The organism is Dyella sp. (genome assembly GCF_036384435.1).
Lineage (GTDB): Bacteria > Pseudomonadota > Gammaproteobacteria > Xanthomonadales > Rhodanobacteraceae > GSA-30.
This window is the reverse complement of the sequence record NZ_DASVMI010000042.1, coordinates 26,971-39,225: the sequence shown is the minus strand read 5'-3', so window position 1 is coordinate 39,225 and position 12,255 is coordinate 26,971. Positions and strand designations below refer to the sequence as shown.

The window sequence follows — 12,255 nt, the reverse complement described above, 5'->3', positions numbered from 1 at the left end:
ATGGGGCTGGGTCACACTTGGCCCCAGGGGCACTTACGCAGAGGGAAAATTATGGATTTTGCGAAGATCGTGGCGCGCGCCAGGGCCATCCTGACCACGCCGAAAACCGAATGGCCGGCACTCGCCGCCGAGCCGGAAACACCCAAGGGGCTGTATCTCAATTACATCGTCGTGGTCGCGGCGATCCCGGCCCTGATCGAATTCATCAAGAACAGCATCATCGGCTTGAGCATCAGCAATTTCTCGATGCGGATCCCGATCACGATCGGCTTGGGCTGGATGATCGGCAGCTACCTGGCCAGCCTGGTGCAGGTCTACGTGGTGGCCCTGGTGATCAATGCGTTGGCGCCCTCCTTCGGCGGCCAGAAGGACATGACGCAGGCCCTCAAGACGGTGGCCTATGCATGGACCGCCGTATGGGTGGCCAGTATCGCCACGCTGCTGCCATGGATTGGCGTGCTGGTGCTTCTGGCCGGGCTCGCCTATGCGATCTATCTGGTCTACCTGGGCCTTCCGCACACCATGAAGGCGCCTAACGATCGGTTGGGTGGCTACACGGCGGCAAGCATGGCCATAAGCGTCGTGATCGCCTGGCTGCTGACGATGGCGATTTCGGGCACTTTCCTGCACATGGCAAACCGTGCCACGGTCGGCACGATCACGTTTTCCGATGAAAACGGCAACAAGGCGACGATCGACGCCGATGCGATGTCGGCGCAGTGGCAGGCTGCCGCTGATCGCACGCGCGACGCCGAAAGGAAACTCCAGGAAGCCAGCAGATCCGGCGACACCGCCGCTCAGCAAGCCGCGGCCGGCCAGGCGCTTGCAGCCGCCACTGGTGGCAATGGCAAAGTACAGTCGTTGTCGACCGACCAGATGAAATTCTTCCTGCCCGATGCACTGGGAAGCCTCAAACGGCAAAGCATCGATGCCTCACGCAACGCCGCCATGGGTATCCAGGTCACCGAAGCCCGCGCCCATTACGGCGACGACCAGGCGCACGACCTGGAGCTGGCAGTTTCCGATACCGGCAGCATGAAGGGCATGATGGCCATGGCTTCCTCGATGGCACCAGAATCGGAGCACCGGACTGATCATGGCTATGAGAAGACGTACATGGACCACGATCGCCTGGTGCAGGAGTCCTGGGACAGTACCGACAAGAGCGGCCAGTACAGCATGGTGGTGGGCAAGCGCTTCACGGTGAAGGCATCAGGCCACGCCGATTCGATCGACCAGCTCAAGCAAGCCGTGCTTGGCGTGGATCTGGCGAAGCTGGAAAATCTCAAGGACGAAGGGGTGATCAAGGACTGAGACGATCGCAAAGCGGTTCTGTCGCAGAAAAGAAAAAGCCCGCGCGTTCATGCGCGGGCTTTTTCATATCGGGGCGATCGTGCTTACTGCACAGTGCCTTCGGTGGTGATGTGGATCTTGATCTCGTCGCTGACATTGGGCACGTACGCACCCACACCGAAATCCGAACGCTTGATGGTGGCGGTGGCATCGAAACCGATCGCCTGCTTCTTCAGCATCGGATGCTCTCCACTCTTGTTGAGCTTGGCATCGAGCACGACCGGCTTGGTGACACCGTGCACCGTCAGGTCGCCGGTGACCTTGTACTTGCCAGCGCCCTCAGCCTGCACCTTGGTGCTCTTGAACGTGACGGTTGGGAACTTGTCGGCGTCGAAGAAATCGGGCTTCTTCAGATGACCGTCGAGCGCAGACACGTGGGTGTCGAGGTTGGCCAGCGGCAAGGTCACTTCGACCGAGGACTTGGCCGGGTTCTTTTCGTCGAACACCAGGGTGCCGTCGCCCAGGCCGAGGTTGGCGGTCGGGTTGGAGAAACCGAAGTGGTTCCAGGTGAACAGCACCATCGTATGGCCAGGGTCGAGCTTGTAGGTGACCGGATCGGCATGAGCGGAAACGGCGGCACCGACCAGGCCGGCGAGAAGCAAATAGCGAACAGCACGCATGAGAATTTCTCCTTGGGGTTTGCAAAAGGACTGTGCGTGAGCCCAGTCGGATAAATCAGAGCACTTGGCAGGCTTCGTCGAAGGACAGGCGCGGACTGCGCGGAAACAGGTCGCGTCCAGCATCGCCATAACCGATGTTGACGATGAAATTGACTTTCACCGACGTGCCGGCAAAAAAGGCAGCATTGACTCCGTCGGCATCGAATCCGGACATGGGACCGCAATCGAGCCCAATCGAACGCGCCGCAAGCATCAGGTAGGCGCCCTGCAAGCTGGCGTTGCGAAACGCGGTGACATCGATCAGCGGCTGGTTGCCGACGAACCAGCTACGTGCGTCGGCATGCGGGAACAGCGCCGGCAACTTCTCGTAGAACTCATGATCGGTACCGATGATCGCCGTCACCGGTGCGGCCGCAGTTTTGGCACGGTTGCCTTCGGCCATCAGCGGTACGAGCTTGTCCTTGGCTTCCTGGGATTTGACGAACACCACGCGCATGGGCGAACTGTTGGCGCTGGTGGGGCCGAACTTGGCCAGTTCGTAGATCCGGTGCAGTTGGTCCTCGGTGACCTCCTTGGGCAACCACGCATTGAACGTACGCGCGGTTCGGAACAGTTGGTCAAGGGCGGACTCGGAAAGCATCTCGCTCATGGTTATCCTTCAGGCTGGCAGCGCGCTCAAGAGCGCCGAGACCTGAGAGTGTAAACGCGACGGCGGATCGACAGGGTAAGGATTTGTGGAACGTACTGTGCTGTTTCGGGAAACAATGGGCCATGTAACGTGAATCGGTTACACGACGAGTGCTGGGTGATCACCGACCATGCCGCGGGCAATCAGCGGCAAGCACTGGCCCTGGCCGGTGCCTTGGGGATGCCGGTACGTCACCTGGTCCGCGTGCCGCGCGCACCCTGGTCGTGGTTCGCGCCACGGCTGTTTCCCGGCTACCTGCGCGCCCTGGGACCCGAACAGCGCTTGCGGCCCGATACGCCCTGGCCACGCATTGTGGTCGGCTGCGGGCGCACTTCAGGGTTGTTCACGCGGATGTTGGGCCGGCTGTCGCATGGACGCAGCTTCACCGTACAACTGCTCGATCCACGCATCGATCCGGGCCACTGGGACCTGGTCGTCGCGCCGCGTCACGATGGCCTATCCGGCGAGAACGTGATTACGCCCCTAGGATCGCTGCACTCCATCGATGCCGCCTGGCTGGAAGATGCACGCGATGCATCCCCCGCGATCGCCGACCTGCCCACGCCGCGCATCGGCGTGCTGCTGGGTGGGCCGCGCAAGACCTGGCCACTGGATGCCGCCTACGTGGACAAGCTTGCCAGCCACCTGCTCGCGCGCCAGCAGCGCGACGGCGGCAGCATCATGGCCCTCGCCTCGCGACGCACGCCAACGGCAGCCATCGAGGCGCTGCGCGTCGCCCTGCAAGGTGTCCCGGGTTTCGTGTGGAATGGCAGGCAGGACGGCCACAATCCCTATCCTGGCGTCCTGGCCTGGGCGGACCGCCTCATCGTCACGCCCGATTCGGTCAACATGCTCTCCGAAGCCTGTGCCGTGGGCTGCCCGGTGCATACGCTGGTCGACACAGCATTGCCTGCGAGGCTGCGGCGTTTCCATGAGGCGCTGGGTGAGGCGGGCCTGCTGCACGACATCGATGACGAGGGGACGATGCGCCAGCCACCCTTGCGGGAATTGCCGGCCATTGCCCGCCAGGTACTCGCACGCATGCGCGAGCATGAACATTCAGGCAATCAGGCGCGATAGAACACAAAGCCAAGATCGCTCGTTACCTGGCTAACTTCCTCGCACAGGGCATCGAGTGCCCCATCGCGCGGGGCGATGCGCGAGCGCAAATCCAGCGTACATGCCAGGGAACGACGCAATAGTTCAGCATGCGCTCGCGCAAAGACCTCGGCCTGGCGCGTGCTGAGCCATCCGGCCTCGCGACACGCCTCGATCAGGGCGGCGTTGGCCGTCACCTGCAAGACATGGGGGTGTTGCGCGGCACCGGCCAGCACCAGGCCCTGCAAGGCGAATTCGATATCCAGCAGGCCGCCACGGCCCTGCTTGAGGTCCATCTGGCCGGCATGGGAGCGATCGCGCTCGGCGCGCCAACGCTCACGCATGCCGCTGACCTCCTGCAAGACAGCTTCGCGTTGACGCTGCACGGCAAGGATTTCGCGCCGAACATCAGCCAGTTCCGCGCACAGCACTGGATCGCCCGCCACGGTGCGCGCGCGCAACAAGGCTTGGTGCTCCCAGGTCCAGGCACGGCTGCGCTGATACGCAACAAAGGCCTCCAGGCTGCCAACGAGCAAGCCTTTGGAACCATCCGGACGCAGACGCGTATCCACCTCGTACAGCCGCCCGGCGCGCGTAAGCACGGTCAGCCAGTTGACGATGCGCTGGGTAAGGCGCTGGAACCAGCGTGCGCCTTCGAGCGGACGAGCGCCATCACTCATCGCCTGCGCGCGCTTGCCGTCATAGACAAACACCAGGTCCAGATCGGAGGCAAAGCCCAGTTCCTCACCCCCAAGACTGCCGTATCCGAGCACGGCAAAGCCCGAGCCCTCGCCCGGCAGACGACCATGTTGGGCGATCAATTCGCGCTCGGCCATCGACGTCACCGCTAGCACGACCGATTCGGCCAGCGCCGCCAGACGCCGTGCTGTGGCGACGGCATCGGCACGCCCGTCATTGAATGCCAGCCCGAGGCGAAACGCGATACTCGCCTGGAACTCGTTGATCCGTTCGAGCTCCGACTCTGCCTCGCGCTCGTCGAGCGTAGCCAGCACGCGACTGATTTCTGCGCTGATGTCCGCCCGCTTGAGAGGTATTTGATCGATGCGCGGATCAAGTACATCGTCAAGCAGCAACGGCTGCACGATCACCCGTTCGGCCAGGAACGCACTGTCCGCGAACAGGCCGGCCAGGCGCTTGCGCGCGGCCGGTTGCTCTTCCAGCAAAGCAAGGTACGACGAACGGCGCGCCACCGCCTGTACCAGCCGGCACAACCGCAACAGGCAGGCCACCGGTGCTGCGCTGGCACGGGCAGCAATGAACAACTGCGGCATCAAGCGATCCAGACGATCGCGCGAGGGCTGCGACATCGCGCGCACGGCAGCGGCCTGCGGCAGCTTCATCAAGGCCTCGGCCACCTCGCCGCCCGGGACGAAACCAGCGCCCTCGGCGGCAGCCGCATCGACCTCGCCCACGCAAGCCTGCCGCCACAATATGACGTCTTCCACCGGTGCACTGGCCGTGCGTCCACCCTGCGGCATCAGCACTGCCGCGAACTCCTCGCTGACGATGCCTCGGTGATGTGCCAGCGTCTGTTCCAGTTCTTCCCAGTGCTCGTGCCCAAGGCCGCGGGCAATGCGTTCGCGACTGAGTTCATCCTCGGGAATATCGTGTGTCTGCGCATCGCGCAACATTTGCACGCGATTCTCGACGCGACGCAAAAATGCATAGGCCTCGCGCAATGCCCTGGCCCGCGTCGCGCCGATATGGCCACGCGCCTCACAGGCCGTCAGCGCCGGTAGCAGGCCGCGCACGCGCAGGCTCGGCTCACGGCCGCCACGAATTAGTTGCGTGAGCTGCACGATGAACTCGATCTCCCGGATACCCCCTGGCCCCAGCTTGAGATTGTCCGCCAGATCCTTGCGTGCCACTTCGGCATCGATCAGCGATTTCATCTCGCGCAAGCCTGCAAAAGCCGTGTAATCGAGATACTTGCGATAGACGAAGGGGCGCAATTGTTCCTGCAACTGCTTGCCGGCGTTGCGATCACCGGCAACCGGGCGCGCCTTGATCCATGCATAGCGCTCCCAGTCCCGTCCTTCGCTCTGGTAGTACTGCTCCATCGCGCTGAACGGAAGCGCCAGGCGCCCGGCGTTTCCAAAAGGACGCAGGCGCAGGTCCACGCGTGCACAGATGCCATCCACCGTGGGCTCGTGCAACAACCTCACCAGTTGGCGTCCAAGCCTTACGAAATACTCGCTGTTGTCCAGCGAGCGGTGGCCATCGCTCTGGCCGCTATGTGGATAGGCCAGCACCAGATCGATATCGGACGAAAAATTCAGCTCGCTGCCACCCAGCTTGCCAAAACCGAGCACGACCATGCGTTGCAGCACGCCCTCATGGCTGCGGCTATGACCGTAACGCGCCGCCAGGGCTTCCTCGCCCCAGCCCAGCGCCGCGCCAAGCAATGCCTCGTAAAGCACGCTGGTGGCCGCCAGGGTGTCGGAAAGTTCATCCAGGCCATTGACGTCGCGAAACACCAGCCGCAGGGCCTCGGCATGCCGGAATCGCCGCAGTACCGACATGCATTCGCCTTCGTCGGCACTGAGCTTCAGGGCATCGATACGGGTTCCTGCATCGCCTGCCGCCCGCAAGCGCTCAAGCCCTTGCGGGGCAAGCAATTGCGGCTGGCGCAGCCAAGTGTCGAAGGCAAAATCGCTAGCCAGCAAGGTCCGGCGAATGCGTTCGGCCACGCCCGCATCGTCGTGCACGGGCACACCCATAGCCCGACAACGGGCCATCAACTCGCTATAGCGGTCATGGATCAGGGCGCGCAGCGCCATCGATTCGGAGGAAACGGCCATGGCGCCATTGTGCCGCAGACCTGCTGCTGCGGTCTCCTGGGGAGCATCGGCTGCTAACACCCACCCTGCAGCGTCGATTAGCAGCATTTCGCGACTGAACGCCGCAATACCGCAAAAATCTGCCCATACGACTGGTTCATGCACCGCTGATTACAGTTTTGTTCCCATGTCATGACAGAGGACCTGCCATGCCCCTGTTTGGTAACAAAAAAAACCCGCTCAAGCGCCAGGATTGGCGCGACAGCCTAGCTTGGCACATCGTCTGGCCGGCGCTGCTGGCCTTGGCTTACATCCTGTTGACCGGCCTGGTCGATGGTGGTGTTGGCGTGGCGCCAGCACAGGCATTCGCCCAACCGCTGTATTTGTTCGCCAATGCCCTGCCGGGGCTACTGGTGGCGATGTTGCTGCTGATGCTCACTGGCAGGGCCATGCTGTCATTTGGACTGGCTTTCCTGCTGCAAACGGCACTGTACGCGGTAAACCGGCTCAAGATTGCCAATCTCAGCGCTCCCCTGATGCCCCAGGATTTCGGCATGGTCGGTCAGTTACGCAACGGCGGCCTGCATCTGCTGGGCGGATATCTGCCGTCCAGCCCCTGGCCATACCTGGCCACGCTTGCGGGTATCGCCGTGATCATTGGCATCTGGAAATGGGAACCGGCCTTATTCCATCGGCGTACCTATGGCAGGCGGATGGTCGCGAGCGTGGTGGTGCTAGGCGTGCTTGGCACCTTGTTGGCTGGCGTTCCTGGCTGGGCCCATATGTACAACGGCAAGCGACTGTGGATGGAGCCATGGTCGGCAACCGGTACCGCCGATCATTCGGGCCTGGTCAGTTCGCTGGTGATGTTCCATCTCGATCAGGCGCGTCAGCAACACAAGAAAGGTGACCCTCAGGCCGCCATGCAGTTGCTGGCGCAGACCAATCAGCAGCTGCGTGAACACATGGCGCCCGACAGTCGAGCGGCGCAAGGCGAACAACCCGACATCGTGGTGATCCAGAGTGAATCGTTTTTCGATCCATCCATCGTCAAGGGATATGAAAACAGCGATCTGACACCCAACCTCCATCGCCTGGCCGCAGAAGGTAGCAGCGGACCGTTGCACGTGCCTACGTTCGGCGGTGGCACGATTCGCACCGAATTCGAAGTGCTTACCGGCCTGTCGTTGCGGTATTTCAACAGCATGCAATTCCCGTATCTGCAAATGAGCAATAAGGTGGTGCCGAGCATGGTGCGCACCTTGCGTTCGCACGGATACGAAACCGTGGCCATCCACGGCAACGATCCAACGTTCTGGAATCGCAATACGGCATTTCAGGCGATCGGCTTTGATCGCTTCGTTTCGCAATCGTCCTTTCCAAAAAATGCCCCGATGGATGGCAAGTACATGGCCGATAGCGCCATGACCGACGAAATCATCCACCAGTTGAAAGATTCCGGACCGCCGCAGTTCCTGTTTGCCATCAGCATCGAAGCCCACGGCCCTTACGACGTAAACCCGGCTGACATCGCCGAGCGCGACACGATCACCGTGCCCGATGGCATCGACGGCAAGACACGGACGGAAACCCAGAATTACCTCTATCACATCCGGCACGCCGACCAGGAGCTGGGTCGCCTGGCCGATACGCTCGCCAAGCGCGATCGCCCGACGCTGCTGTTGTTTTATGGCGACCATTTACCTGGCCTCACAGACATGTATCGCAAGGCTGGATTCGTCGATGGCAAGGACATGCTGAGCCAGGCTGGCACCTGGTTGCTGGTCAATCCGCGTAATCCGGGAAAGCCCGAACGCCAAGACATGGCCTCATGGATGCTGCCCGGGAAGTTGCTCGAACGCGCTGGTATCCATGACGATGCCTACTTCGCCTTGACCCAGGTGCTTGCGCCACAACTGGCCTCGTTGACCCACGATCCAAACGCACCGCGTGACGCGCATGATGCCAGCGAGGATGGCCTCGACCAGGGCATGAAAAACGTGGCCTTGCTTCGCATGAAAGGCAAGCTCGATCCGCTGCTTCCCAAAGGTGGCGGCCTACCGAACGATGCCGTGGCCAGCCACGATCCCAATGCGCTTGAACGCGTGGCAACGGGAGCCAAACAATAGGCGTGCTCCCTCTTGCAAAGCCCGCGCATGCGCACGGCGCTTTGCGTGCCGAACAAATCAAGCAGCAATAACGAGAATTTAGTAACTCACGTAGCTCACGATTCAGTGAGCTGTCTGCTTGCCAACACACTCCAGTTCGATTCAGCAATCAGCAGGTTGACCGCGTCTAGCGTGATGTCCAACCAGGGACGACATGTCCTTGGTCTCACCAAATCTGGAGGTTCATCCATGCGTAAGACCATCCTCGCCGCTTTCGTTGCTGCTTCCGTGCTGTCCACCGCTGCCTTCGCGCAGAACGCGCCAGCCGACACCAGCGCAAAGGGTGGCGCGGCCACGCAGCAAACCGCGATGAAACAGGACGCGATGAAGAGCTCGACGCCGCAGACCAGCGATGCGAGCACAACCAAGAGCGACACCAGCACCAAGCCGGCGGCCCACAAGACTGCCAAGCACAAGAAGAAGAGCAGCAAGAAGGCCGCAGCCAGCAAGGACAGCAGCACCGGCGGCGCCACCAGCGGCGAGTGATTATCGGGGCTATCGAATGCCTTGCGCTTTCGAACGCCTTGCGTTCGGCAGTCGTCCCCGGGGGGAAACCTCCGGGGATTTTTGTTTCTAGAGCAATCAGGTGTGAGAAGTCAGGCGCAAAAGCCTGATGAGCTCGATCCCACCTCCTGATGCTTCGCAGCATGCCGAAGGCGATGATCTGACAGGCTGCAAAGCACCGACTTCATATACAAAAAACCCCGCTTTCGCGGGGTTTTTTGTGTGGCTGAAGAGCGATCAGAAATCCATACCGCCCATGCCACCCATGCCACCGGCCGGGCCGTGGGCGTGAGCTTCTTCCTTCTTCGGCACCTCGGTCACGGCCGCTTCGGTCGTGATGATCGAGCCCGCCACAGAAGCGGCAAACTGCAGCGCCGAACGGGTCACCTTGGTCGGATCCAGGATGCCGAAGGCAATCATGTCGCCGAATTCACCGGTGGCCGCGTTGTAACCGAAGTTGCCGTTACCTTCCTTGACCTTGTTGAGGATCACGGACGGCTCGTCACCGGCGTTGGCCACGATGGCGCGCAGCGGGGCTTCCAGGGCGCGGCGAGTGATGGCGATACCCAGGTCCTGGTCGGCATTGCCGCCCTTGATGCCTTCGATGGCCTTGAGCGAACGGATCAGGGCAACACCACCGCCCGGGACCACGCCTTCCTCGACAGCTGCACGAGTGGCGTGCAGGGCGTCTTCGACGCGGGCCTTCTTTTCCTTCATTTCCACTTCGGTCGCGGCACCGACCTTAATGACGGCTACGCCGCCAGCCAGCTTGGCCACGCGCTCCTGGAGCTTCTCGCGGTCGTAATCGGACGAGGTCTCTTCGATCTGCGCCTTGATCTGGCCGATGCGCGACTGGATGCGCTCGGCTTCGCCAGCGCCGTCGATGATGGTGGTGTTTTCCTTGGTGATCACCACGCGCTTGGCACGGCCCAGATCCTGGATCGTAGCCTTCTCAAGCTGCAGGCCCACTTCCTCGGAGATCACCTGGCCATTGGTCAGGATAGCGATGTCTTCCAGGATGGCCTTGCGGCGGTCACCGAAGCCCGGCGCCTTGACGGCGGCGACCTTGACGATGCCGCGGATCGTGTTGACCACGAGGGTGGCCAGGGCTTCGCCCTCGACTTCCTCGGCAACGATCAACAGCGGCTTGCCGGCCTTGGCGACAGCCTCGAGCACCGGCAGCAATTCGCGAACGTTCGACACCTTCTTGTCGTGGATAAGGATGAAGGGGTCGTCCAGCTCGACCTGCTGGCTCTGCTGGTTATTGATGAAGTACGGCGACAGGTAGCCGCGGTCGAACTGCATGCCTTCGACGACATCCAGTTCGTTGTCCAGGCCCGAGCCTTCCTCGACCGTGATCACGCCTTCCTTGCCGACCTTCTTCATGGCGGTGGCGATGATTTCGCCGATCGCCGAGTCGGAGTTGGCCGAGATCGTGCCGACCTGGGCAATGGCCTTGTCGTCAGCGGTCGGGTTGGAGAGCTTCTTCAGCTCACCCACGGCCGCGGTGACGGCCTGGTCGATTCCGCGCTTGAGATCCATCGGGTTCATGCCAGCGGCGACGGCCTTGAGGCCTTCCTGGATGAACGCCTGGGCCAGCACGGTGGCCGTGGTGGTGCCGTCGCCGGCTACGTCGGAGGTCTTGGAAGCGGCTTCCTTGACGATTTGAGCGCCGATGTTCTCGTACTTGTCGGCCAGTTCGATTTCCTTGGCGACCGACACGCCGTCCTTGGTGACGGTGGGGGCGCCAAAGCTCTTCTCGAGCACGACATTGCGGCCCTTCGGACCCAGGGTGACCTTTACCGCGTTGGCCAGGGTGTTGACACCCTTGAGCATACGGGCGCGGACATCTTCGCCGAAGCGAACTTCTTTAGCTGCCATAACTGAAGACCTTTAGAAAATAGTGAATAGGAGTAAGGAATGAGAGAGAGCGGACCGAGGCGTTCGAGGAGTGTTCGCGATGGCGCGCACAACTCACTTCTCACCCCTCTTCACTCTCTTCGGGCTGTTAGCCTTCGATCACTGCCACGATGTCGTCTTCCTTCAGGAAGACCAGCTCTTCGCCGTCGATCTTGATTTCCTGGCCGGCATACTTGCCGAACAGAACCACGTCGCCTTCCTTCAGCGACATCGGGCGAACGTTGCCGTCTTCCAGGATGCGGCCGGTGCCGGCAGCGATGACCTTGCCGCGAGTCGGCTTCTCGGTAGCGCTGTCAGGAATGACGATGCCGCCAGCGGAGACCCGCTCTTCTTCAAGGCGCTTGACGATGACGCGATCGTGCAGCGGACGCAGTTTGCTCATGGATAGCACTCCATCTAGTGGATTGAGTTAAAAGGTTTTCTCGGTAAAGGCCGCGATCACGGGAGACCCGCATTGTTAGCACTCCACCGTAGTGAGTGCCAATTTTAACGATGCAGAAGCCCCTCGCAAGAGGTCGCGTCCTTCCAACCTGGAAACGCAGTTGGGGGAACCGGGGCCCGGTTTCAAGGGGCGCCAGTAAATGCCAGCCATCGCACGCAAGCACATAAGGGACGGGGGGTGCCCCGGTAACGGCCAAATCCCAGCCAGCCCCTGGCCCCTCGCATCGCTTGGGCTTAGGCTCACGGTCATGAGCCAAATCCTTCTGTGTTATTGCACCTGCCCCAGTGCCGACATGGCCCAGCATCTGGCCGAACGATTGGTCGGGGAGTCCCTGGCCGCCTGCGTGAACCTCCTGCCCAAGATGACCTCGGTCTACCGATGGGAGGGTAAGGTCACCACCCAAAGCGAGGCCCTGCTGCTGATCAAGACCACAGACACGCGCTTTGAAGCGCTGCGCCAGCGACTGGTCGAGCTGCATCCCTATGACGTACCGGAGCTGATCGGCGTCCCGGTTGAACATGGCCATGACGCCTACCTGGAATGGGTACGGCGGGAAACCTGATCGGCACGAGGGCATCGGGCGCAAGTCTGTAGACGTCGGACAGCCGCCGCGTTGCGGGACCTGATCGCATAGGTGCCGGTGGCTTGACTCCTGGGCACA

The 12,255-nt window shown here is 61.7% G+C and carries 10 protein-coding genes; 5 read left to right on the top strand and 5 right to left on the bottom strand.

What is annotated here, in order from left to right:
* The first annotated feature begins 51 nt into the window (after window positions 1-51).
* Window positions 52-1,314, top strand: a complete 1,263-nt coding sequence (locus VF436_RS03850; protein ID WP_330902661.1) for a Yip1 family protein — start codon at window positions 52-54, stop codon at window positions 1,312-1,314.
* An 83-nt stretch (window positions 1,315-1,397) separates the two neighbouring features.
* Here VF436_RS03850 and VF436_RS03845 read toward each other — a convergent pair whose 3' ends face one another.
* On the bottom strand, window positions 1,398-1,973 hold the full coding sequence (locus tag VF436_RS03845; protein WP_330902660.1) for a YceI family protein: 576 nt from the start codon (window positions 1,971-1,973) through the stop codon (window positions 1,398-1,400).
* Between the two features lie 55 nt (window positions 1,974-2,028).
* On the bottom strand, window positions 2,029-2,622 hold the full coding sequence (locus tag VF436_RS03840; protein WP_330902659.1) for a malonic semialdehyde reductase: 594 nt from the start codon (window positions 2,620-2,622) through the stop codon (window positions 2,029-2,031).
* Window positions 2,623-2,751: 129 nt separating this feature from the next.
* On the opposite strand from VF436_RS03840, the gene VF436_RS03835 reads away from it, so the two are divergent.
* Complete coding sequence (locus VF436_RS03835) at window positions 2,752-3,741, top strand: mitochondrial fission ELM1 family protein (protein ID WP_330902658.1); 990 nt, start codon at window positions 2,752-2,754, stop codon at window positions 3,739-3,741.
* Here VF436_RS03835 and glnE read toward each other — a convergent pair.
* The gene (gene glnE / locus VF436_RS03830; RefSeq protein ID WP_330902657.1) at window positions 3,729-6,581 is read right to left on the bottom strand and encodes a bifunctional [glutamate--ammonia ligase]-adenylyl-L-tyrosine phosphorylase/[glutamate--ammonia-ligase] adenylyltransferase; all 2,853 of its coding nucleotides are present in this window, start codon (window positions 6,579-6,581) and stop codon (window positions 3,729-3,731) included. The two genes, VF436_RS03835 and glnE, sit on opposite strands and share 13 nt — an antisense overlap.
* A gap of 188 nt (window positions 6,582-6,769) precedes the next feature.
* Between glnE and VF436_RS03825 the strand changes: the two genes are divergently transcribed.
* Both VF436_RS03825 and VF436_RS03820 read left to right on the top strand, forming a co-directional pair.
* Window positions 6,770-8,689 (top strand): LTA synthase family protein, encoded by a 1,920-nt coding sequence (locus tag VF436_RS03825; RefSeq protein ID WP_330902656.1) that lies wholly within the window; start codon window positions 6,770-6,772, stop codon window positions 8,687-8,689.
* 228 nt (window positions 8,690-8,917) lie between these two features.
* The gene (locus VF436_RS03820) at window positions 8,918-9,214 is read left to right on the top strand and encodes a hypothetical protein (RefSeq protein WP_330902655.1); all 297 of its coding nucleotides are present in this window, start codon (window positions 8,918-8,920) and stop codon (window positions 9,212-9,214) included.
* Window positions 9,215-9,469: 255 nt separating this feature from the next.
* Here the strand turns inward: VF436_RS03820 and groL are convergent, their stop codons facing one another.
* Together groL and groES are read right to left on the bottom strand one after the other, a co-directional pair.
* The gene (gene groL / locus VF436_RS03815) at window positions 9,470-11,113 is read right to left on the bottom strand and encodes a chaperonin GroEL (RefSeq protein WP_330902654.1); all 1,644 of its coding nucleotides are present in this window, start codon (window positions 11,111-11,113) and stop codon (window positions 9,470-9,472) included.
* Window positions 11,114-11,240: 127 nt separating this feature from the next.
* Window positions 11,241-11,534 carry a co-chaperone GroES gene (gene groES / locus VF436_RS03810; RefSeq protein WP_049623107.1) on the bottom strand — a complete coding sequence of 98 codons (294 nt, stop codon included), beginning with the start codon at window positions 11,532-11,534 and terminating at the stop codon, window positions 11,241-11,243.
* A 307-nt stretch (window positions 11,535-11,841) separates the two neighbouring features.
* Between groES and cutA the strand changes: the two genes are divergently transcribed.
* The gene (gene cutA / locus VF436_RS03805; RefSeq protein ID WP_330902653.1) at window positions 11,842-12,156 is read left to right on the top strand and encodes a divalent-cation tolerance protein CutA; all 315 of its coding nucleotides are present in this window, start codon (window positions 11,842-11,844) and stop codon (window positions 12,154-12,156) included.
* Window positions 12,157-12,255: the final 99 nt, after the last annotated feature.

What these genes read in the sequence shown, in the direction of transcription:
- VF436_RS03840 (WP_330902659.1), bottom strand. Translation starts at nt 2,622, where the DNA reads ATGAGCGAGATGCTTTCCGAGTCCGCCCTTGACCAACTGTTCCGAACC.
- glnE (WP_330902657.1), bottom strand. Translation starts at nt 6,581, where the DNA reads ATGGCCGTTTCCTCCGAATCGATGGCGCTGCGCGCCCTGATCCATGAC.
- VF436_RS03825 (WP_330902656.1), top strand. Translation starts at nt 6,770, where the DNA reads ATGCCCCTGTTTGGTAACAAAAAAAACCCGCTCAAGCGCCAGGATTGG.
- VF436_RS03845 (WP_330902660.1), bottom strand. Translation starts at nt 1,973, where the DNA reads ATGCGTGCTGTTCGCTATTTGCTTCTCGCCGGCCTGGTCGGTGCCGCC.
- groES (WP_049623107.1), bottom strand. Translation starts at nt 11,534, where the DNA reads ATGAGCAAACTGCGTCCGCTGCACGATCGCGTCATCGTCAAGCGCCTT.
- cutA (WP_330902653.1), top strand. Translation starts at nt 11,842, where the DNA reads ATGAGCCAAATCCTTCTGTGTTATTGCACCTGCCCCAGTGCCGACATG.
- VF436_RS03820 (WP_330902655.1), top strand. Translation starts at nt 8,918, where the DNA reads ATGCGTAAGACCATCCTCGCCGCTTTCGTTGCTGCTTCCGTGCTGTCC.
- groL (WP_330902654.1), bottom strand. Translation starts at nt 11,113, where the DNA reads ATGGCAGCTAAAGAAGTTCGCTTCGGCGAAGATGTCCGCGCCCGTATG.
- VF436_RS03850 (WP_330902661.1), top strand. Translation starts at nt 52, where the DNA reads ATGGATTTTGCGAAGATCGTGGCGCGCGCCAGGGCCATCCTGACCACG.